This is a genomic window from Nocardiopsis sp. NPDC006139 (assembly GCF_040614155.1).
Classification (GTDB): domain Bacteria; phylum Actinomycetota; class Actinomycetes; order Streptosporangiales; family Streptosporangiaceae; genus Nocardiopsis; species Nocardiopsis changdeensis.
On record NZ_JBEXTT010000010.1, the window covers coordinates 19,685 to 41,055 of the forward strand.

Genomic DNA, 21,371 nt, shown 5'->3' on the forward strand with positions numbered 1-21,371 from the left:
ATGACCGGCCGGTGACATCCCCGTGAGGGGGAAATGACCGCGACACGACCGCTATGGACCTTCTGTACCCAGATGCACACGAACACCTGCACTTACCGAGCATAGATTGCGCAGGTTTCGGCCCATGCACGTGACAACGGCCGGAATAGGGAAGAAAAGGCGAGCCGACACACCGGACCGCCGACCGGGCATTCGGACTTTTCAGACCTCAGGGGTGATTTCGCCCTACACCATCATGGGCTCCAAGTCGGGGGGCGTGAGGATGAGGAACACGCCGATCCGCAGCAGCACGTTGAGCCAGGTGTTGCGGAAGCACAGCCACAGGTAGCCGTAGAGCAGGCTCGCCGTGCCGTAGGTGAGCAGGGCCAGGCCCAGGTCGTAGACCAGGCCGTCCCCGGGGAGCTGGGCCACCGGGTCGTAGGGCTGGATGATCGCGTACATGAGGGCGAAGAGGATCGAGGTGGCCACGATCCCTCCCCACGGCCCCATGATGATCTCCAGCCTCGTCTGCACCATCCCGCGGAAGAAGATCTCCTCGCACACGGAGATCAGCGCGAACGCCAGCACGAACCCGAAGAGCGGGAACGACGGCTCGGGCAGGCCGTTGGCGGGCACCAGGATGTAGCCGACCAGCGCCAGCACGAGGACGACCGGGACCAGGCCCAGCCACCGCCAGGGCTGCTCGACCTTGAGGGCGATGGAGGGCATGGCGGTCCCGCGGCCGTCCAGGACCACCCCCGAACGGTCCATGACCAGCAACGGCAGCGTGAACAGGAACAGCAGCCGCGACACCAGGGACGACGACATCTCGAGGTCGGCCCCGATCTCCGACCCGTACAGGTGCAGGATGGTGCTGAGCACGACCATGCACAGCACGAACCCCACCAGGAAGAGGGCCAGCCAGCCGAGTTCGCGGTTGATGGGGTGGGTCTGCATGGCGGCGGCGATGCGCCGGTCCAGTTCCGCCCGCCGGCCGAACGCCCCGACCAGCCCCCAGGCCACCAGGCCCCCCAGGAGCATCGGCCCCCAGGAGATCAGGAACACGACCGGGGTTCCGAAGGTGTCGTGGCGCAGGCCGGGGTCGACGGCCATGGTCACCGCGATGACCAGGAGGGCCGCCGCCGTCCACCCGGCCAGCCCCCATCTTCGCACCATGGTCACAAGAGTCCCCCCTGCCTCAGAACACCCATTCTGCCCAGGAGGAAACTAAAAGCTACTTTACGACTACGGTATGTCGCCATCGAAGACCCCGGGGGCGGGCGGGCCCGCGGCCCGCCCGCCCCCGGGGAACGGCGCTCCGGTCAGTGCCCGTTGTCCAGCACCGAACGGAGGAACTCCTTGGTGCGGTCCTCCCTGGGGTCGCCGAAGATCTCGTCCGGCGTCCCCTCCTCGGCGATCCGGCCCTTGTCGAACATGAGCACCCGGTGCGACACGTCCCGCGCGAACCCCATCTCGTGGGTCACGCACAGCATCGTGATGTCCGTGGTCTCGGCGACCGTGCGCAGCACGTCGAGCACCCCGGCCACCAGCTCCGGGTCCAGCGCCGAGGTCACCTCGTCCAGCAGCAGGATCTCCGGCCGCATCGCCAGCGCGCGGGCGATCGCCACCCGCTGCTGCTGGCCGCCGGAGAGCTGGGAGGGGTGGGCGTCGATCTTGTCCGAGAGCCCCACCAGGTCCAGCAGCTCCTCGGCCCGGGCGTCCGCCTCCCCTCGGGACAGGCCCAGCACGTGGACCGGGGCCTCGGTGAGGTTCTTGCGGACCGTCATGTTCGGGAACAGGTTGAACTGCTGGAACACCATCCCGATCCGCTTGCGGCGCGGGCGCAGGTAGGCCTCGTTGGCCGGGACCAGCCGGCCCCCGCGGGACATGTGGCTGAACGGCTCGCCGTCCACCTCGATCAGGCCGTCGGTCACCTTCTCCAGGGTCATGAGCAGGCGCAGGATGGTCGTCTTCCCCGAGCCGCTCGGCCCGATCAGGGTGACCCTCTCGCCGGGGGCGACCGAGAAGTCCAGGTGGTCCAGCACGGTGAGGTCGCCGAAGCGCTTGACCACCTGGTCGAAGTTGATCAGCGCCGAAGTGTCAGACGGCGGCATAACGTCGCTCCAGTCGTCGGATGATGATCGCGGAGGGGATGCTGACCAGGAGGAACAGGAACCCGACCACGGTGTAGGCCTCCACGATGCGGAAGTCCGCGCTGCCGACCTGGCGCGCGGTGGCGAGCAGCTCGACCACGGTGATCGCCAGCAGCAGCGGGGTGTCCTTGAACATGGCGATGAGGTAGTTGCCCAGCGCCGGGATGACCTTGCGGATCGCCTGGGGCAGCACCACCGCGCCCCAGGTGCGCGAGGCGGGCAGGCTGAGCGCCCGGGCCGCCTCCCACTGGCCCTTGGCCACGCCCTCGATCCCGGAGCGGTACACCTCGGCGGTGTAGGCCGCGTAGTGCACGCCCAGTACCACGATGCCCACGGTCAGCGCCGACACCGTGGAGGGCGCCAGCGCGAACACGAACACCAGCTGGACCAGCAGCGGGGTGGTGCGGACGAACTCCATGACGGCGTGCACGGCGGTCCCGACCACCGGCACCCGGCGGACCATCGCGATGGCCAGCCCCAGCACCAGGGCGATGAGGTAGCCCAGCAGGGTCGCCTGGACGGTGACCGCCAGGCCCCGCATGAGGTCGGGCAGGACCCGGAAGGTCCATTCGAAGTCCCAGAACATCTACTTCGCACCCCCCGACGCGGTCAGCGCGGGCGGCCGCAGCAGGCCCAGGACCCCCCGGCCACCCGGCGGGACGCGCCCCAGCCGGTGGTTGGCCCGGCGCTCCAGCAGGCGCACGCCGAAGATGAGCACCTGGGCGATGAGGAAGTACAGGACCAGCGCGCCGCTGAAGGCGAGCACCGTCTCCCCCGTCGCCTGGCGCATCCGCTCGGCGATGGCGCTGATGTCGGCGACACCGATGAGGTAGGACACGGCGGTGGCCTTCATCAGCTCGATGGACAGGTTGCCGAAGGTCGGCAGCATCTGCGCCCAGGCCTGCGGCAGGATCACCAGGCGCATGCGCTGGAACCAGGTCATGTCCAGGGCGACGGTCGCCTCGAACTGGGCCTTGGGCACGGCCTTGATCGCACCGCGCACGACCTCGGCGCCGTAGGCGCCGACGTTGAGGCCCACCGCGACGATCGCCGCGAACCGGCCGTCCAGCTGGTAGCCGGTGAGGACGGGCAGCGCGTACGCCATCCAGAACATCAGCACCAGCGCGGAGACCCCGCGGAAGACCTCGACGTAGGTCGTGGCCACGGCCCGCGGCAGCCACTCGGGGCGGGTGCCCAGGATGCCGAAGAACATGGCGAGGACGAACGCCAGCGCGATTCCGCCGGCGGTCAGCTGGATGGTGACCCAGGCGCCGTCCAGGTAGATCGGCAACCGCTCGATGAGGAAATCCACGAGGGATCAGCCCTCACAGAGCTCGGCGGTGGTGGTGCCGTCGGGCAGGTCGGCCTCGGTGAAGCCCCACTCCTCGCCCAGCTCCAGCAGGCGGCCGCTCTCGGTGAACTCGGCGATGACCCGGTTCATCTCCTCCAGCAGCCCCTGCTCGGCGGGGCGCACGCACAGGCCGCCCCAGCCCTTCTCCTCGCGGCCGTCGATCTCCGGGAAGAAGGGCTCGGTGACGTCGAAGTCGCCGCCCCGGTCCTGGAGCAGGTAGTGGTGGGAGACGCTCAGCATGGAGACGGCGTCGACCCGGCCCGACTCCAGCAGCTCGTAGCCGGTGGTCTGGTCGGGGATCAGCTCCATCTGGCCCGCCGGGACGCCGAAGTGCTCCGCGTAGCCCTGCTCCACCGAGGCGTTGAGCACCGCGAGCCGCAGGTCGGAGTTGTCCACGAAGTCCGTGAAGTGGCTGATGTCGTGCGGGTTGCCGGACTCCACCATGAACGCCTCGGGCGAGGTGGCGGTGGGCTCGGTGAAGGCGACCTGTTCGCAGCGCTCCGGGGTGATGAACATGCCCGCGGCGATCACGTCGAACTGGCTGGCCTGGAGGCCCGGGATGAGCCCGTCCCAGGCGACCGGGTTGGCCCGGATCTCGGGGACGCCCAGCTCCTCGAAGACCGCCTGGGCGACCGCCGGGGACTGGCCCGCCGGGTTGTTGTCGCCGTCCACGAAGCCGAACGGGATCTCGTTGGCCAGCCCGACGTTGACGAAGCCCTGCTCGCGCAGCCTGTCCAGGAGTCCGGTGTCGGCCTGTCCGCCGCCGCCGGCGCCCCCTCCTCCGCCGTTCTCGACGCGTGTGCACGCGGCGAGCCCGAGGGTGATCGCCCCCACGCCGGCCAGGCGGAACGCGTCCCGGCGCCCGGGGGCCCGTCGACTGTTCGCTGATACCTGCATCTTCACTCTCACTCCTCGCATCGCTCGCGCGGTCCGTCGCGCTCCGCGGGTGGTCCCGCTCGGCGCCGCGCCGTGGAGTCGCGGCCCCGCCGCTGGTCGGCGGCCGGACCGGCTCCGGTACGGGGGTCTCCCTCCCCGAGGCCCTCCGGAGGTAACGACCCCCGGGTGGTCCGTTATGTACTGGTTATTCAATGGGCGGTACAACGATCGCGGATGCACCGGTATCTACCCCGTCGCAGCACACCCGTCACCCCGGGTGACGGAAAGCGGGAGCGGTCCCGGGCGGACCCGGGACCGCTCCCGCGGGGGCCTCCCTGCCGGGAGGGCCCGGTCAGTCCGTTTCCACGACCAGCGGGTAGACGCCGTTCTCATCGTGAACCTCGCGGCCGGTCACCGGCGGGTTGAACACGCACAGCACCCGGAAGTCGGTCTTGGGGCGAACGGTGTGCCGCTCGTGGCCGTTGAGGAGGTAGAGGGTGCCGGGGGTGATGATGTGCTTCTCCCCCGTCTCCTCGTTGGTCAGCTCGGCCTCGCCCTCGATGCAGTGGACCAGCTCGACGTGGTTGGCGTACCAGAACGTCGACTCGGTACCGGCGTAGAGCACGGTCTCGTGGAAGGAGAAGCCGACCTTTTCCTTGGCCAGGACGATGCGGCGACTGCGCCAGTTCTCCGTCTTGATGTCCGCCTCGGTGTCGGTGATCTCGTCCAGGCTGCGAACGATCACGGGATTCTCCTCCTCATCGGTGCGCTCGTGTGCGCACATGGCTGTCGTGTACGGCACGGGGCCGGTCGGCCACCCCCACGGGCGGCCGACCGGCCCCGAGCGGTGTCCGTGTGTCAGGCGGGCTGGGCGACCTTGACGGCGGCGCGCGCCGCGTCGGCCATGATGTCCAGGCCCGCCGTCAGCTCCTCCTCCGTCATGGTGAGCGGGGGCAGGAGCTTGGCGACCTCGTCCTCGGGACCGGAGGTCTCCAGCAGCAGGCCGCGCTCGAAGGACTCGGCGGCGACCCGCTTGGCCACGGAGGTGTCGGTGAACGCCAGCCCCCGGGCCAGGCCCCGGCCGCGCACGTGCGCGCCCAGGTCGACGTGCTCGGCGGCCATCTCGTCCAGGCGGGCGGCCACGAGGTCGCCCTTGGCCTTGGTCGCGGCGCTGAAGGCGTCGTCCGTCCAGAAGCGGCGCAGCGCCTCGGTGCCGGTGACCATGGCCGGGTTGAAGCCGCGGAAGGTGCCGTTGTGCTCCCCGGGCTCCCAGACGTCGAGCTCGCGCTTGAACAGCGTCAGGGCCATGGGGAGACCGTAACCGCTGATGGACTTCGACAGGGTGACGATGTCCGGAACGATGCCGGCCTCTTCGAAGCTGAAGAAGTCGCCGGTGCGCCCGCAGCCCATCTGGATGTCGTCGACGATCATGAGCATGTCGTGCTCGCGGCACAGCTCCGAGAGCTCGCGCAGCCACTGGGCGCCGGCCACGTTGATGCCGCCCTCGCCCTGGACGGTCTCGACGATCACCGCGGCGGGCTTGTCCAGGCCGCTGCCGCTGTCCTCCAGCAGGCTGCGCAACCACAGGAAGTCCGGGGTGCGCCCGTCCATGTAGTTGTCGAACGGCATGGTGGCCACGTGGCCCAGCGGCACGCCCGCGCCGCCGCGCTTCATCGAGTTCCCGGTGACGGCCAGGGCCCCCAGGGTCATGCCGTGGAAGCCGTTGGTGAAGTTGACGATCGTCTCGCGGCCGGTGTACTTGCGGGCCAGCTTGAGCGCGGCCTCGACGGCGTTGTTGCCCGCCGGGCCGGGGAACTGGACCTTGTAGTCCAGGCCGCGCGGCCGGAGGACGACCTCCTCGAAGGTCGCGAGGAAGTCGCGTTTGGCGACGCTGTAGGCGTCCAGGCTGTGGACGATGCGGTCCTCGGTCAGGTAGCGGATGAGCGCGGTCTTCAGCTCCGGGTTGTTGTGCCCGTAGTTGAGCGATCCGGCTCCCGCGAAGAAGTCCAGGTAGGGACGGCCCGACTCGTCGTAGACATGGCTTCCGACGGCCCGGTCGAAGACCGCCGGCCAGTTCCGGCAGTATCCGCGGACTTCGGATTCCAGGCGCTCGAAGGTCTCCATCGTGGGTTCCTCGGTTCCTTTCCCCAGGTTCGTGGGCTCATGGCGTGGCCGCTCGATGGGTTGGTCGACGCGGTGCGGATGGCCGGTCACACGTGTGCTTCGTCGGGGAGACCCAGGGGTCCGATGCGCACGAGGTCTTCGGGCTCGTGTGAGTCTCCATTCTCCTTCGGGAAGTGCTCCTCGGAGAAGAGTGCGGACCATGTGATCCGGGCCCGGCGGTCGCGCGCGAACGATGCGAAGAGCGCTCGCGACGCGGTGTTGTCCGGGGTGACGGTCGCCTCCAGGTGGTCGATGCCCCGTTCGACGATCCGGTCACCGATGAAGTCGAGCATGAGTCGGGCCAGTCGGCGGCCCCGGTGGGCCGGGTCCACGGCGACCTGCCACAGGAAGTAGGTGTCCGGGCTGTCAGGTCGCACGTAACCGGTGACGTAGGCGATGGGACGACCGGCCTCGTCGCGGGCGACGACGCTGGTCGCGGCGAAATCCCGGCACCAGAGGGCGTAGGCGTACGGGGAGTTGACGTCCATCCCCGCCTCCCGCGCCAGGGCCCACATGTGCGGGCCGTCCTCGGGGCCGGGATGTGCCAGGCGCACGTCCCCACGGCCCGCGGCCCCGGCGCTCTGCGCGGAGCCGTGGGCTCCCTCGTCGGTTCGGTCGCGGGCTTGGAGATTCGTTCGTAGATGCGGCACGTCGATTGAAACTAGCGAACGAAAGTCAATGGGATGACGAGATGGTCCGCCGCGGATGTTTCATCGAAAGGCGACCGGGTAGGGCTTGTTTCTTTAACCCGATTCCAAGGCCGTGACCAGGGCTTTCGCGGACCGCGCGATGGAGCGCGCAAAGTCGGCGCACACGCCGCCCAGCAGGGGATTCGGTACCACCTCCGCGCGGCGGCCGCGTGTCGGCGCCGTGCCGGGGCGCCGCGGGCGGAAGAATGCGCGTGGTGGTCGTCAGGGTCAAACATAGAGCCTGGACGAGCAATATTAAGCGTGCGTTAAGTCACATCAATTCGGTGGAAACCTCGCGACATAACGTCTTCCCGGCGCGGGGGAGGCGACGCCCGGATGTCACGCCCCCGTAACGCGGATGTCACGGAGACCGCCCCGGGTTCGGCGAAAGCCGCTCTGCGCAGGGGGTTCGCCCCGGCGCGGGAACGGGGCCGCCGCGCCCCGGCCGTGACCCTGACCCGGCCGCCGCCGGGCCCCGTGCGCCCCGGAATCCGACCAAGGTCCCTGGAGAAAAGGCGGAGTTCCAGGAAGACCCCCTGTAGTACGACCCGATGTAGTACTACACTTAGTCGCATCGCTTCGCCGCAGTTCCGGAGCGGCCGGACACCCTACGGCCGTCCCCGGTGCTCCGACCTTCGGAGCCGCGGCACGGCGCGAGACTTCCGCCGACCCGGCCGTGGAGGACACGGCGCGGGCCGCCGGCCACGGACCGACAGCCACGGATCGGAGGCGCCCGTGAACCGCCTGTACCACGAGAGCGAGGACTGGGTCACGCAGGGACGTTGCCGTGCGTACGACCCCGAGATCTTCTTCCCGGTGAGCTCCACCGGTATCGGCAGGGCCGATACCGAGCAGGCCCTCGCCGTCTGCCGCAGCTGTACTGTTCGCCCGGAATGCCTGCGGTGGGCGCTGCGATCCGGGGAGGCCCACGGAGTCTGGGGTGGGACCACCCCGGAGGAGCGGCGCTACATGCGCCGCGAGTTGGCCCCCGCGGTCTGAGACCGGCCCGGGAAGAAGGACCCGTCCCACGACGGGGAGGCCGCCGGATGCGCGGGGGATCGCATCCGGCGGCCCGTCGTGCCCTTGCGGGCGAATCGGACAGGATCTAGGTTTTCTCACGTGCGACCCGCCCATGGCACACTCCGTCTGCTGCGCACGGCCTCCCTGGCCGGTGCGTGCACGGGGCTCGCCTGGGTCGGGCACAACCTGTGGGCCGCCGAGCCCGCGGGGGCGGCCGGGTTCGCCCTGGCGACCGCCTTCCTCACCCCCGTGCTGTGGCACTTCACCCGCATGATGCGCGGCTTCGGCGAGATCCTCGCCGTCATGGCCTGCGCCCAGGTCGTCCTGCACCTGATCCTCCAGGGGTCGGCCGACCCCGCCTTCGCGACCTTCGACACCGGCGCCGACCATTCCGGCCACGGGGTGCTCGCGCACGCCTTCGGCCTCGCCCCCGGCATGCTGCTGGCGCACCTGTGGGCGGCGCTGCTGGCATCGGCGCTGCTGGCGCGCGGGGAGGCGGCGCTGTGGTTCCTGGCCGCCCTGCTCTCGCGCGCGCTGCCCCCGGCGAGCGCCCGCGACCTCTCCCTTCCTCCCGCTCCCGCGGCCGTCGCACCCGTCCCCGCGGCGGCGCCGGCCGCACCCGCGCTCACGGCGCACCCGCCGCGCGGCCCGCCCGCCCCTCCCCCGCCGCACGAGTCCCGGGGTCCCGCGTCCCGCGGGCTCCGGGCGGCATAGGAGACGAGACCGGGAGGCGCCGCCGCGCGGCCGCCCCGGTGCGGAACGAGCCCGAGAGAAGAAGAGAAGAATGACCCGCAACCACACCTCCCCCCTGCGGCGCGCCCTGGTCCCGGCCGCCGTGCTGGCCGCCGCCCTGGTCGCGGCGCCCGCGCCCGCGCTGGCCCACGACGTTCTGACCGGGTCGAACCCGGAGGACGGCGCGACCCTGGACACCGCTCCCGAGGAGGTCGTGCTCTCGTTCAACAACGCGCCCATGGAGGGCGGCTCCGGCAGCGCCGTGGTCGTCACCGGCCCGGACGGGGAGACCACCTACGAGGACGGCGACCTGGTGTTCGACGGGCTGGACGTGTCCGTGGGCCTGTCGCCGCTGGACGAGGCGGGCGAGTACACGATCGGGTACCGGGTGGTGTCCTCCGACGGCCACCCGATCCAGGGCAGCCTGACCTTCACGGCGACCGAGGAGGCCGTCGCGGCCGCCGCCCCGGCCGAGGAGTCCGCGGAGCCGACCGAGGACGCCGGCGCGTCCGCCGCGGAGGAGTCCCCCGCCGAGGTCGAGGCCTCCGAGGCCGCGGCCGAGGACGAGGGCGGGAGCTCCCTGCCGGTGGGCCTCATCGCCATCGTCGCGGTGGGAGTGATCGCGATCGCCGCCGTCGCGGTGGTCGCCCTGCGCCTGCGCAAGGGCTCCTCCTCCCAGTAGGGGTCGGAACCGGAAGGGCCCGCACACCGGTCGGTGTGCGGGCCCTTCCGGCGTTGCGGGATACGGGGCGGCGGCCGTCAGACGCGGCGGGCGAGCAGGATGCTGATGTTGTCCTTGCCGCCCGCCTCCATGGCGGCCTGCCACAGGGCGTGGACGGCGGCCTCGTCGCTGCCGGCCTCGGCGATCATCCGCTCCATCTCCTCCGGGAGCACCAGGTCGGAGAGGCCGTCGCTGCACATCAGCCAGGCGCTGGGGTCGGCGGCGTCGTCGCGGCCCACGTGCGGGACCATGCTGCCGCCCGAGCTCCCGCCCAGGGACTGGGTGATGAAGTTGGTGGTGACGGGGCGGCCGTCCTCGGAGGGGGGCAGCGCCGGGGAGTCGTCCTCGGAGAGCTGCACCAGGCGGCGCCCGTCCAGGCGGTAGGTGCGGGAGTCGCCGACGTTGAACCAGAAGTTGCCGTCGCTGTTGAGCAGCACGCCCGCGACGGTGGTCCCCATCCCGGCGAACTCGGTGTGCTGGAGCGCGTGGTCCTTGATCTCCTCGTCGATGTTGCTCAGCAGCTGGGCGATCTCGTCCGGGCCGCCGAGCCGCGGCCCCATCTCCGCCATGCGGTGCACGGCGTGCTCGGAGGCGATCTCACCGGCCGCCTGGCCGCCGATGCCGTCGGCGACCGCCAGGATGACGGGTTCGCTCACCGGCAGCACGCAGCGGACCGGAGAGGTCATGTTCGCACTGGCGACGGTCAGGGCCCCCATGACGATGGCGTCCTCGTTGGCGGGACGGATAGCGCCCCGGTGCGTGAGGGCCGTGACGATGACTTCCCCACCAGCGACACCCATACGCCCTTCCTCCCGTTTCGTCGGCCGTGGCCGCTGCCCGACTCGTGCGCCGGACCCTTGGTCGAATCCCGTTCAACGTCTGGATTCTGCAACCGTACCGAGCCACTGCCGGGGTAGGTCAAAATCCGGGTACATCATGACGGAAAACACCCGGATATGCAGTTCCAGCACGGGATTCGAGTGCCGAAAGCGCTGCCCGGAGTACGTGTTGCTCCGCATTGACAGTAGCGGCCGCGGCGGGTGTCCGGCAGGGCCCCCCGTACCCTGCTTCACGGGCGGCCGCGATCCTTCGGTTCGCGGTGTCCGACAGCGGCCGGGAGCCCTCCTCCGGTTGTCCCCGGCGGCGGAGTCTGGCACAATGACCTCGTTGGGTGTCTAAGACGCAGACACACACGACCACCACTGTGCATCCACATACGGTCACGCACGGTGGCGAACGGTATCCCTTCGAACAGGTCGTCTGGTGTGGTTCCCGTGCGTCTGCCCTTCTCCTTCCTTTCTCTTTTCCCCCTCCCCTTCGACGGGTGCCCCGCACCCGTCCCCCGGGCCGTCGGGCATCCACCGCCGGGCGCCCTCCTTCGGCGTGCCCGCCGACGGTGAGCCGACCGCCCTTCGAACCATCCGCCCGTCCCGGGGGACTCCGACCCCGCTCCGGAGTCCCCCGGGCATCCCGACGGGCACCCGCCCTCGCCTAGGAGTTCAGCCTCGTGAAGATCGCGATGATCGCCGAACACGCCAATCCTCTCCCCGCCCACCGGGGCGAACCGGCCTGCCCCGCGAGCCTGCACCTGTGCGCCCTCACCCGACAGCTGGCCAAACGCGGCCACAAGGTCACCGTCTACGTCCGCCGCAGCGACCCGGACCAGCCCGAGGGGCGCACCCGGATGGCGCGCGGCGTCTCCGTGACCCACCTCGACGCGGGCCCGGCCAGGCCGCTGCACGAGCAGGAGCACGCCGAGCACACCGGCGCGTTCGGGACCGCCCTCGCCGCCGTCCTCGACGAGGACCGTCCCGACGTCCTGCACGCCATCGGCTGGACCAGCGGCCTGGCCGCCCTGCACGCCCAGGCGCACAGCGAGCGCGACCAGAGCTCGATCCCCCTGGTGCAGACCTTCCACTCGCTCAACGCCGGGGAGCAGCGCTCCGGCCTGGACAGCGACCCCCAGCGCGCCCGGATGGAGTCCATCCTGGCGTCCCGCGCCGACCGTGTGCTGGTCGGCTCCACCGACCAGCAGAACGAGCTGGCCCGCCTGGGCGTGCCCCGCCACCACGTGAGCGTCGTGCCGTTCGGCGTGGACACCGACCACTTCACCGTGGAGGGCGGCACCTCCTCCGAGCACTGGCGGTCCTCGCGCGGCGAGCGCCCCCGCCTGGTGGCGGTCACCTCCCCGGACCGCGCCGGCGGAGCCGAGCGCCTGGTGGACTCCCTGCTGCGGCTCCCCGAGGCCGAGCTGCTGCTGGTCTCCACCACCGCCCACACGAACGTCTCCCTGGACGAGGACGCCCGACGACTCGAACTCCGGGCCAAGGAGGCGGGCGTCGACGACCGCCTGCACCTGGTCGGCCCGGTGGAGCGCAAGGAGCTCCCGCGCCTGCTGCGCTCGGCGGACGTGTACGTGTCCGCCTCCTCCTACGACCCCTACGGAGGGGCCGTCCTGGAGGCCATGGCGTGCGGCCTGCCCGTGGTGGCCACCGCGACCGGAGCCGTCCCCGGCGCGGTCCTGCACCGCACCAGCGGCGTACTGATGCGGTTCGGCCACCCCGACGAGGTCGCCCGGGCCGTGCGCTCGGTGCTCGGCACCCCCACCATGAGCACCGCGTACGGCATCGCCGCGGTGGACCGAGCCCGTTCCCGGTTCACCTGGCAACGGATCGCGATCGAGACCGAGATCGCCTACGACCGCGCCCGGCCCCGTCCTGCCGAGCGCGACGAACTCGACGGGGAAGCGGACGGCCTCGTGCTGTCCGCCGCCGCGCACTGACCCTCGTGGCCCGCCTCGCTCCGCGTCCGCGTTACCGGCCCCCCGGTGTTCTCCCCGGGGGGCCGCAGCGGGTACATCTCGGACGGCGGTTCCCGCGCCCGGGAGCCGTGACCCCCGACCCGCCGACCACGGACCCATGACCTTCGAACACCAGGGCCTCCTCTTCCGCCGCGACCGGTGGTTCCGCGAAACGGTGACCGGGCTGCTCCGCGACGCCGGGGACGCCCGCACCCTCCTCGCCGTCTCCGACGAGCGCGCCGACGCGCTGCTGTCCGCGCTGCCGGAGGACGCCCGCGCGCGCGTGCGCGCCGTGGACCGCGCCCGCCTGTACGCCTCCCCCGGGCGCGCCCTGGCGGCGCTGCACCGGCTCGCCTCGGCGCACCCGGAGGGCGTCCTCGTCATCGCCGAGCCCCCGGCCGTCCACGGGGCCCTGGAGACCCGCGAGTGGCGGCGCTGGGAGTCGGTGCTGTGCACGGCCCTGGCCCCCGTGCGGATGCGCCTGGTGTGCGCGCACGACGAGCGCGCGCTGACGCCACGCGACCGGGCCGCGGTGCTCGCCACCCACCCGGTGCTCATCGGCGCCGACGGGCCGTACCCGAACCCGTCGTACCAGGGGACGGCCGCGTTCGGCACGCGGCCGCGCGCCCCGGAGCCGCTCCCGGTGCACGGGGCCGTCCACCGGCTGGAGATCGGCCCGTCGCTGCCGCGCCTGCGCCGGGAGCTGGCCGCGCTGGGCGAGGCCGAGGGGATGGACGCCGACCAGGTGGAGCGCCTGGTGACGGCGGTCAACGAGCTGGCCGCGAACGTGCTGGAGCACGGCGCGGGCAAGGGCGGCGTGCGGGTGTGGCGGACCGGGGACCGCTGGGTGTGCGACGTCTCCGACGAACGCGGCGGGCCGACCGACCCGCTGACCGGCTACCGGCCCTCGGACGGGCTGCGCCCCCGGGGCTACGGGCTGTGGATCACCCGGCAGATCTGCGACTTCCTGGAGATCACCGGCCGCGGCGAGGGGTCGTCGGTGCGCCTGCACTTCCTGGACCGCCGGGTGGAGGACGTCCCGCTCGACGGGGCGTGGGGGGAGAAGGACCGCGAGGGCGTCCGCTGAGGGCGGTCCTCAGTCCTGGAGGTCCTCGACGGCCCCGCCGACGGTCTCGGCGATCGGGATGACCTGGTCGATCCCGGCGATCATGAACAGGCGCATCACCTGGCGCTGCGGTTCGGCGACCACCAGGCCCAGCCCCAGGTCGCGGGCCTGGCGGTAGGCGGCGACCAGGACTCCGATGCACCGGGAGTCGCAGAACCCGACCTTGGTGAAGTCGACGACCACGCCGTGCGGCGGGTCCGGCGACAGGATCCCGTCCAGCACCTCGGCGAGCGCGGGCGAGGTCACCGCGTCCATCTCCCCCACGGGGGTCACGACGACGATCCCGTCCTCGCGACGGATCGAGATGTCTGATGACGTCACGCTCGCCACTCCTTGCCGTCGGATCGGCCGGTCACGGCACCCGGCCCCTGCCCATCATGGCGTCTTTCGATCACGCTCGGGACTCGTCCGCCCCCGCGGAGGGTTCGGGACACCGCTCCGGGTCCCCCGGCTCACTCACCCGAGGGGGCGGAGGGCCTGGCGCCCGCGTTCTCGGCGACGAGGTCGCGGGCGACGTCCACGACCCGCTTGCGGTTGCGCTGGGCGACCTCGCGCAGCGCCGCGAAAGCGGTGTCGGCGTCGCAGCCCCGGGCGTGCATGATGATGCCCTTGGCCTGGTCGATGACGGTGCGCGCGGACATGGCGCGGCGCATGTGCGCGCTCTGGCGCGCCTCGTCGGTACGCCGCCCCACGTTGGCCAGCGACGCGGCGGCGTGCTCGGCGAGCAGCGCGGTCAGCGGGGCGACCACCCCCTCGTCGAAGGCGTCCGGGCGCACGGAGTGCACCCCGAACGTGACCACCCGGTCCGCGTCGGCGCCGTCTCCGGGCAGCGGGCTGGGCAGGGTGAGGGAGGAGCGGTCCCCGCACTGCACGGCCATGCTGGTGTAGTGCGGCCAGCGGTGGGACTCGCGCAGCACGTCGCCCACCCGCACCTGGCGCATCTCGCGCACCGCCTCCACGGCCGGCCCCTGGTCGGTGGTGTACTGGTGCTCGAAGGCCGCGGCCAGGTCGGCGTGGGAGGCGCCGTAGTCGACGACGACGTGGCGCACCGAGCCGTCGGGCCCCGCCACCTCCCGCCAGACCACCACCAGCGCCGCCGAGCACCCGGGCACGCCGAGCGCGGCGGACCGGCCCATCTGGTCCAGAGCGCGTTCGAGGGTCGTGCCCTCGCTGTGCCCCAGCGCGCCGATGTCGCGGGCCAGGCGCTCGATCCACACGATCCGGCCTCCTTGCTTCTCCCAGGACCACGGTAGCCCCGTGCCGCCGCGGGAGGGCACATCCGTTAGCGTCGTGATGGTCATGGCCGACCGCGACGACAGGGAGTGCCCGCGTGCACCTGGCGGAGCTGCAACGAGAGATCACCGCTCTGGGCGAGCGCATCGCGGCCCTGCGCGATACGCACACCATGTACCCGGACGACGGGCAGAGCACGGCCGAGGCCGCGCTCGCCGAGCTGGAGTACGCCGAGCGCCTGCTCGGCGAGGCCGGCGGCCGACTGGCGCAGGCGCACGCCGAACCGCCCGAACAGCGCCGCCAGGGCGACGACGGCGACCGGGCGCTGCTGCGGGCCATGTTCACCGAGCTGAGCGTGCCGGTCGTGCTGCTCGACCACGAGGGGTACATCCGGCGGATCAACCACGCCGGCGCGACCCGGCTGGGCAGCGGCCCCGGGTACCTGACCGGCAAGCCGTTCGTGCACTTCGTGGACCTGCGGCGGCGGGCCGCGATGCGGTCGTGGCTGGCGGCGGTGGTGCGCGGGGACGGCGACGCCGACCTGGAGTCCCGGCTGGCCCAGCGCGGCTGGGCCGAGGACGTGCACCTCACCCTGACCCGGGTGGAGCTGCCCACCGAGCCGAACCCGCTGGTCCTGGTGGCGATGTCGCCGCCGATGAACGGAGGCGAGGAGGAGGGCCCCGCCCCGCTGGAGCCGGAGGTGGAGGACCAGGTGGTGGTGCTGGCCGCGCGCCGGCTGGACGTGCTCACCCGGATGACCCGGCTGCTGCTGCGCTCGGCCGGCCCGGGCGGGGCCGGGAAGCCGCTGGCGCTGGCCGACGCCGCCGAGCTGCTCGCCGACTCCTACGCCGACTGGGTGATCGTGGACGTGTGCGACCTGCCGGACCCGCGGGCGGCGCGCCGCGCCGTGGTGGCCGGCCCGCCCGACGCCACCGACGAGCAGCGGGAGGAGGTGTCCGGGGCGGTGCCGGAGGACGCCGACATCCCCGGCGAGGTGCTGGGGCGGGGCCAGTCGCTGCTGTTCCCCCTGATCGAGGAGGAGGGCGTGCTGGGCCGCGCCTCCTCGGGGGCGCCGCTGCTGTCGGTGCTCGGCGCCGGCTCGCTGCTGTCGGTGCCGCTGCGCGGCAGCCGGGGCGTGCGCGGGGCGCTCACCCTGATCCGGCGCAGCAACCGGGGCAGCTTCCGCCTGGCCGACCTCGGCCTGATCGAGGAGATCGGCGAGCACATCGGCCTGGCGCTCCCGCCCCGGCCGCGGTAGCCCGGCGCCGGGCCGGGGTCAGTCCTCGGGGCCGTGGAGGGTGTCGATGAGGGTGGACAGGCGGGAGAACGCGCGGTCCACCCGGCGCACCCCGTCCACCAGCGGCTGGTCGGTGTCCTGGTAGGCGTCGACGATGTGGCGGCGCAGCTCGGCCAGTTCCTCCTGCACCTGCCCGGAGCGCTGGGCGAGCTGCTCGGCCAGGACCTTGCCGGGCTCCCCGGTCTCCTGGCCCAGGTCGCGCTGGAGGGTGCGGGCCTGCTCGCGCATCTGCGCCTTGAGCTGGTGCAGCTCGACGAACACCTCCACCTTGGAGCGCAGCACCCACGGGTCGAACGGCTTGAGCAGGAAGTCGACCGCGCGCGAGGCGTAGCCGCGGAAGACCTGGTGCCGGTCGATCTCCTGGGCCGTCAGGAAGATGATCGGCACGTCCTTGGTCTTCTCGCGCTGCTTGATGTGCGCGGCCGTCTCGAAGCCGTCCATCCCCGGCATGACCACGTCCAGCAGGATGACCGCGAAGTCCGTGCCCAGAAGGTGTTTGAGCGCCTCCTCCCCGGATCCGGCGCGGATCAGGTTCTGGTCCAGGGACGTGAGGGCCGCCTCCAGCGCGATGAGGTTCTCGTCGCGGTCGTCCACGAGGAGGATGTTGGCCTTCTGGGTCACGGCGGTCACTCCAGGTCTTCGGTCGGGTCGTTGCCGGTGTTCCCCGTGGGGCCGGTGTCATCCCCGAGACTGCTGCGGCTGCTGTCTCCTTCCGCGCCATTGTGCCGGTTCACGGCGCCCACCGCCGCCGCGGCCCCGGGGTCGGTGGCGGATCCGGGCGTGCTGTCCGCCGGGTCGACGGTCAGCCAGTGCCGCATGACGTCCAGCAGGTGGTCCAGGTCCACGGGCTTGGTGACGTAGTCGGAGGCGCCCGCCTCCAGGCTGCGCTCGCGGTCGCCCTGCATGGCCTTGGCCGTCAGCGAGATGATCGGCAGGTCCGCGAACTGGGGCATCTGCCGGATGCGCTCGGTGGTCTGGTTGCCGTCCAGGTCGGGCATCATCACGTCCATGAGGACGAGGGAGATGTCCTCGTTGGCCTCCAGCTTGGCGATGCCCTCGTGGCCGTTGTCGGCGTACAGGACCTCCAGGCCCTGGGCCTCCAGGGCGCTGGTCAGCGCGAACACGTTGCGCACGTCGTCGTCGACGATGAGGACCCGGCGGCCGGCCAGCACGGCGCGGCGCTCGGGATCGGTGCGGGGCTCGCCCTGCCGCTCCGACTCGGACCCGCCGGAGGCCGCCTGCGACTCCGCGGCGGGTTCGGGCGCCTTGAGCACGGGCACGGCGGGCAGCGCCTCGGTGCCCGGGTCGGTCAGCGCCGCCACCGCCGCGTCGAACTCCTCCGGGGGCATCCCGAAGTCGTCGTCGCGGCCGGACTCCAGGGCGGGCACCGAGTCCAGCCCGGTGTCCTCCCCGGCGCGCTCGGCGGCGTCCTCGGGCAGCCGCACCGGCAGCAGCAGGGTGAAGGTCGAGCCCTGGTTGGGGACGCTCTGCACCCGGATCTCGCCGCCGAGCAGGCGGGCGAAGTTGCGGCTGATGGACAGGCCCAGCCCGGTGCCGCCGAACCGGCGGGAGGTGCCGCCGTCGCCCTGGTGGAACGCCTCGAAGATCACCTGGAGCTTGTCCTCGGCGATCCCGATGCCGGTGTCGGCGACGGTGAACGCGATGATCTCCTCGTTCTCGACGAACATCTCCAGGTCGGCGTCGTCCAGCGCCCACGCGGGCTCGATGAGCAGCCGCACCTCGCCCTGCGGGGTGAACTTGACCGCGTTCGACAGCAGGTTGCGCAGGATCTGCTGGAGCCGCTGCTCGTCGGTCCACAGGACGTCGGGGATGTCCGGGGAGACGTCCACCGCGAACGCCAGCCCCTGGTCGCTGGTGACCGGCCGGAACGTCGCCTCCACGTAGTCGACGAGCTGGTCGATGGAGACCTCGCTGGGCGAGACCTCGGCCCGGCCCGCCTCGACCTTGGACAGGTCGAGGATCTCGTCGATGAGCAGCAGCAGGTCGCTGCCCGCCTTGTGGATGGTCTGGGCGAACTCCACCTGCTTGGGGGTGAGGTTCTGCTCGGCGTTGTCGGCCAGCAGCCGGGCCAGGATCAGCAGGCTGTTGAGCGGCGTGCGCAGCTCGTGCGACATGTTCGCCAGGAACTCCGACTTGTACTTGGAGGAGACCTGGAGCTGGTGGGCGCGCTCCTCCAGGGCGTTGCGGGAGCGCTGGATCTGCTGGTTCTGGAGCTCGATGGCCCGGTTCTGGTTGGCCAGCTGGGTGGCCTTCTGGCGCAGCTCGGCGTTCTTGTTGCGCAGCTCCTCCTGCTGGCGCTGCAGCTCGTTGGAGCGCTCGCGCAGCTGGTTGGTGAGCTGCTGGGACTGCTCCAGCAGGTCCTCGGTGCGCTTGTTGGCCAGGATCGTGTTGATCGTGGTGCCCAGCAGGGCGACCAGCTGGCGCAGGAAGTTCTTGTGGATCTCGCGGAACTCGTCGTAGGAGGCGAACTCCAGGACGCCCAGCGCCCGCTCCTCCGACACGATCGGCAGGATGTACAGGTGGCGCGGCTGCGCGCCGCCCAGGCCGGAGTCGATGGTGACGTAGCCGTCGGGGATGTTGCCGACCTCGAGCTCGATCTGCTGGTCCAGGGCCTCCCCCGCCAGGCCGACGCCCTTGCGGATGCGGCGGCGCGCCTCGGAGGGCTCGAACCCGAACCCGGCGTAGAACAGGAACGCCTCCTGGTCGTCCATGTCCTCGGGCAGGTAGCAGGCGGCGTGCTGGGCGTTCATCAGCGGCGTCACCTCGGTCATGATGAGGCGGGCCAGCTCGTGCAGGTCGCGGTGCCCCTGGATGTGGCCGGAGATGCGGGCCAGGTTGGACTTGAGCCAGTCGGCGTCGCGCTGGGTGGCGGTGGTCTCGCGCAGGTTGGACACCATCAGGTTGATGTTGTCCTTGAGCTGCTCCATCTCGCCGCGGGCGTCGACCTGGATGTTGCGGGTCAGGTCGCCCTTGGCGACGGCGTTGGCGACCTCGGCGATGGCGCGCACCTGGGTGGTGAGGTTGCCGGCCAGCCCGTTGACGCTGTCGGTGAGCTGCATCCACGTGCCCGAGACGCCCTCGACCTTGGCCTGGCCGCCCAGCTGGCCCTGGCTGCCCACCTCGTGGGCCACGCGGGTGACCTCGGTGGCGAACGCAGACAGCTGGTCCACCATCGTGTTGACCGTCGTCTTCACCTCCAGGATCTCGCCCTGGGCGTTGACGTCGATCTTCTTGGTGAGGTCGCCGGCCGCGACCGCGGTGGTGACCTCGGAGATGTTGCGCACCTGCGTGGTGAGGTTGTGCGACATCGAGTTGACGTTCTCGGTGAGGTCCTTCCACATGCCCGAGACGCCCTTGACGTCGGCGCGGCCGCCCAGCTTGCCCTCGGTGCCCACCTCGCGGGCCACGCGCGTGACCTCGTCGGCGAACGCCGACAGCTGGTCGACCATCACGTTGATGGTCTCCTTGAGCTCCAGGATCTCGCCCTTGGCGTTGACCGTGACCTTCTTGGTGAGGTCGCCGGCCGCGACGGCGCGGGTGACCATGGAGATCTGCCGCACCTGGTAGGTGAGGTTGTTGGCCATGGAGTTGACGTTGTCGGTCAGGTCCTTCCAGACCCCGGACACGTCGCGCACGTGCGCCTGGCCGGCCAGCTTGCCCTCGGTGCCCACCTCGCGGGCCACACGGGTCACCTCGTCGGCGAACGCGGACAGCTGGTCCACCATCTTGTTGATGGTGTCCTTCAGCTCCAGCATCTCGCCCTGGGCGTCCACGGTGATCTTCTTGGTGAGGTCGCCGGCCGCCACCGCCGTCGTCACCTGCGAGATGTTGCGCACCTGGTAGGTGAGGCTGTTGGCCATGGAGTTGACGTTGTCGGTCAGGTCCTTCCAGATGCCCGACACGCCCTTGACGTTCGCGCGGCCGCCCAGCTTGCCCTCGCTGCCGACCTCGCGGGCCACGCGGGTGACCTCGTCGGCGAAGGAGTCGAGCTGGTCGACCATGGTGTTCACGGTGTTCTTGAGGGCGAGCATCTCGCCCTGGACGTCCACCTGGACCTTCTGGGTGAGGTCGCCGCGGGCCACCGACGTCGTCACCTGGGAGATGTCCCGCACCTGGTTGGTGAGGTTGTCCGCCATGGAGTTGACGTTGTCGGTCAGGTCCTTCCAGATGCCCTGGACGCCGCGCACGTTGGCCCGGCCGCCGAGCTTGCCCTCGGTGCCCACCTCGCGGGCCACGCGCGTGACCTCGTCGGCGAACGTGGAGAGCTGGTCCACCATCGTGTTGACGGTGTCCTTCAGCTCCAGCATCTCGCCCTGGACGTCGATGGTGATCTTCTTGCTGAGGTCGCCGCGGGCGACCGCGGTGGTGACCTCCGAGATGTCGCGCACCTGCACGGTGAGGCGGGAGGCCATCTGGTTGACCGCCTCGGTGACCTCGCGCCAGGAGCCGGAGACGCCCTCGACGCGGGCGCTGCCGCCGAGCTTGCCCTCGGTGCCCACCTCGCGGGCCACACGGGTGACCTCCTGGGTGAAGCCGCTCATCTGGTCGGCCATCCGGTTCACGGTGGTGGCCAGGCGCAGCAGGTCGCCCTTGAGGTCGCCCCGCCTGCCCTGGGTGGAGGCGCGCATGGTCAGCTGGCCGGCGGCGACCGCGTCCAGGACCCGGGCTACGTCGGTGACCGGCTCGGCCACCTCGTCCAGGAGGGTGTTGAGGGCGGTGGCGCTCTCCGCCCACGCGCCCCGGGAGGGGTTGACGTTGATGCGCTCGTTGAGCCTGCCCTCGTTGCGGACGACCCCGCCGACCCGCTTGAGCTCGCTGCTGAGCTGTTCGCTGTGGTCGACGACCTCGTTGAACACCGAGGCGATCTCCCGGATCGTCCCGCTGCCGCGTTTGCGCAGACGCACACTGAAGTCCCCGTCGCGCATCCGGTAGAGAGCGCGCAGGATCTCGTCCAGCTGGTCGTCGGCCACTGCACCGACCGCCTCGGGCATCGAACCCCTCCTCCGTGACCCTGGCATCGGCCACCATCGGGCTGTGAGCGGACGTATCGACTTACACTAACCGCCCGAGTCGACCCGCACAGGAGGGTTCGCCATGTCGATCCCGCCACGGACCTGCCCGGGTACGGGGCCGTACGGACCGGCCCGGGCGGCCGGGTCCGCGTATCGTGTCAGTGTCCACCCCTCTCCCGAGTCCGTATCCAGCGACGA

19 protein-coding genes are annotated in these 21,371 nt (G+C 71.4%); 6 read left to right on the top strand and 13 right to left on the bottom strand.

Features of this window, described 5'->3' with window-relative positions:
• Positions 1–225: 225 nt before the first annotated feature.
• From ABZ249_RS15100 to ectA, 8 genes are all read right to left on the bottom strand, one after another.
• Positions 226–1,155, bottom strand: a complete 930-nt coding sequence (locus ABZ249_RS15100) for a CPBP family intramembrane glutamic endopeptidase (protein WP_355262506.1) — start codon at positions 1,153–1,155, stop codon at positions 226–228.
• Positions 1,156–1,301: 146 nt separating this feature from the next.
• A complete protein-coding gene (ehuA, locus tag ABZ249_RS15105) occupies positions 1,302–2,093 on the bottom strand; it encodes an ectoine/hydroxyectoine ABC transporter ATP-binding protein EhuA (RefSeq protein WP_355262509.1) in 792 nt (263 codons plus the stop codon).
• Positions 2,080–2,718 carry an ectoine/hydroxyectoine ABC transporter permease subunit EhuD gene (gene ehuD / locus ABZ249_RS15110; protein WP_220563302.1) on the bottom strand — a complete coding sequence of 213 codons (639 nt, stop codon included), beginning with the start codon at positions 2,716–2,718 and terminating at the stop codon, positions 2,080–2,082. The genes ehuA and ehuD overlap by 14 nt, the downstream gene beginning before the upstream one ends.
• Positions 2,719–3,444 (bottom strand): ectoine/hydroxyectoine ABC transporter permease subunit EhuC, encoded by a 726-nt coding sequence (gene ehuC, locus ABZ249_RS15115; protein WP_355262513.1) that lies wholly within the window; start codon positions 3,442–3,444, stop codon positions 2,719–2,721.
• A 6-nt stretch (positions 3,445–3,450) separates the two neighbouring features.
• On the bottom strand, positions 3,451–4,317 hold the full coding sequence (gene ehuB, locus ABZ249_RS15120; RefSeq protein ID WP_355262938.1) for an ectoine/hydroxyectoine ABC transporter substrate-binding protein EhuB: 867 nt from the start codon (positions 4,315–4,317) through the stop codon (positions 3,451–3,453).
• A gap of 394 nt (positions 4,318–4,711) precedes the next feature.
• The gene (locus ABZ249_RS15125; protein WP_220563305.1) at positions 4,712–5,104 is read right to left on the bottom strand and encodes an ectoine synthase; all 393 of its coding nucleotides are present in this window, start codon (positions 5,102–5,104) and stop codon (positions 4,712–4,714) included.
• Positions 5,105–5,217: 113 nt separating this feature from the next.
• A complete protein-coding gene (gene ectB, locus ABZ249_RS15130; RefSeq protein ID WP_355262517.1) occupies positions 5,218–6,483 on the bottom strand; it encodes a diaminobutyrate--2-oxoglutarate transaminase in 1,266 nt (421 codons plus the stop codon).
• A gap of 86 nt (positions 6,484–6,569) precedes the next feature.
• Positions 6,570–7,076: a diaminobutyrate acetyltransferase gene (gene ectA / locus ABZ249_RS15135; protein WP_355262520.1), complete on the bottom strand. Its 507-nt coding sequence runs from the start codon at positions 7,074–7,076 to the stop codon at positions 6,570–6,572.
• 870 nt (positions 7,077–7,946) lie between these two features.
• Between ectA and ABZ249_RS15140 the strand changes: the two genes are divergently transcribed.
• The 3 genes from ABZ249_RS15140 (at position 7,947) to ABZ249_RS15150 (ending at position 9,645) form a co-directional block, all read left to right on the top strand.
• Positions 7,947–8,210 carry a WhiB family transcriptional regulator gene (locus tag ABZ249_RS15140; protein WP_220563308.1) on the top strand — a complete coding sequence of 88 codons (264 nt, stop codon included), beginning with the start codon at positions 7,947–7,949 and terminating at the stop codon, positions 8,208–8,210.
• Positions 8,211–8,330: 120 nt separating this feature from the next.
• Positions 8,331–8,945: a copper resistance protein gene (locus ABZ249_RS15145; RefSeq protein WP_355262524.1), complete on the top strand. Its 615-nt coding sequence runs from the start codon at positions 8,331–8,333 to the stop codon at positions 8,943–8,945.
• A gap of 70 nt (positions 8,946–9,015) precedes the next feature.
• Positions 9,016–9,645, top strand: a complete 630-nt coding sequence (locus tag ABZ249_RS15150) for a copper resistance CopC family protein (RefSeq protein WP_355262527.1) — start codon at positions 9,016–9,018, stop codon at positions 9,643–9,645.
• A 77-nt stretch (positions 9,646–9,722) separates the two neighbouring features.
• Here the strand turns inward: ABZ249_RS15150 and ABZ249_RS15155 are convergent, their stop codons facing one another.
• On the bottom strand, positions 9,723–10,484 hold the full coding sequence (locus tag ABZ249_RS15155) for a protein phosphatase 2C domain-containing protein (protein WP_220563310.1): 762 nt from the start codon (positions 10,482–10,484) through the stop codon (positions 9,723–9,725).
• 707 nt (positions 10,485–11,191) lie between these two features.
• Between ABZ249_RS15155 and ABZ249_RS15160 the strand changes: the two genes are divergently transcribed.
• Both ABZ249_RS15160 and ABZ249_RS15165 read left to right on the top strand, forming a co-directional pair.
• Entirely contained in the window at positions 11,192–12,466 is a 1,275-nt protein-coding gene (locus ABZ249_RS15160) for a glycosyltransferase (protein ID WP_220563311.1), read from the top strand.
• A 136-nt stretch (positions 12,467–12,602) separates the two neighbouring features.
• Positions 12,603–13,571 carry an anti-sigma factor RsbA family regulatory protein gene (locus tag ABZ249_RS15165; RefSeq protein ID WP_355262531.1) on the top strand — a complete coding sequence of 323 codons (969 nt, stop codon included), beginning with the start codon at positions 12,603–12,605 and terminating at the stop codon, positions 13,569–13,571.
• Positions 13,572–13,580: 9 nt separating this feature from the next.
• On the opposite strand, the gene ABZ249_RS15170 is transcribed toward ABZ249_RS15165, so the two are convergent.
• Entirely contained in the window at positions 13,581–13,931 is a 351-nt protein-coding gene (locus ABZ249_RS15170; RefSeq protein WP_355262534.1) for an STAS domain-containing protein, read from the bottom strand.
• Positions 13,932–14,062: 131 nt separating this feature from the next.
• Positions 14,063–14,827 carry an ANTAR domain-containing protein gene (locus ABZ249_RS15175; RefSeq protein ID WP_355262537.1) on the bottom strand — a complete coding sequence of 255 codons (765 nt, stop codon included), beginning with the start codon at positions 14,825–14,827 and terminating at the stop codon, positions 14,063–14,065.
• A gap of 188 nt (positions 14,828–15,015) precedes the next feature.
• Here ABZ249_RS15175 and ABZ249_RS15180 point away from each other — a divergent pair, with 188 nt between their 5' ends.
• Positions 15,016–16,101, top strand: a complete 1,086-nt coding sequence (locus ABZ249_RS15180) for a GAF domain-containing protein (protein ID WP_355262941.1) — start codon at positions 15,016–15,018, stop codon at positions 16,099–16,101.
• 18 nt (positions 16,102–16,119) lie between these two features.
• Here the strand turns inward: ABZ249_RS15180 and ABZ249_RS15185 are convergent, their stop codons facing one another.
• Positions 16,120–16,761: a response regulator gene (locus ABZ249_RS15185; RefSeq protein ID WP_220565350.1), complete on the bottom strand. Its 642-nt coding sequence runs from the start codon at positions 16,759–16,761 to the stop codon at positions 16,120–16,122.
• A 5-nt stretch (positions 16,762–16,766) separates the two neighbouring features.
• Complete coding sequence (locus ABZ249_RS15190) at positions 16,767–21,152, bottom strand: HAMP domain-containing protein (protein ID WP_355262540.1); 4,386 nt, start codon at positions 21,150–21,152, stop codon at positions 16,767–16,769.
• Positions 21,153–21,371: the final 219 nt, after the last annotated feature.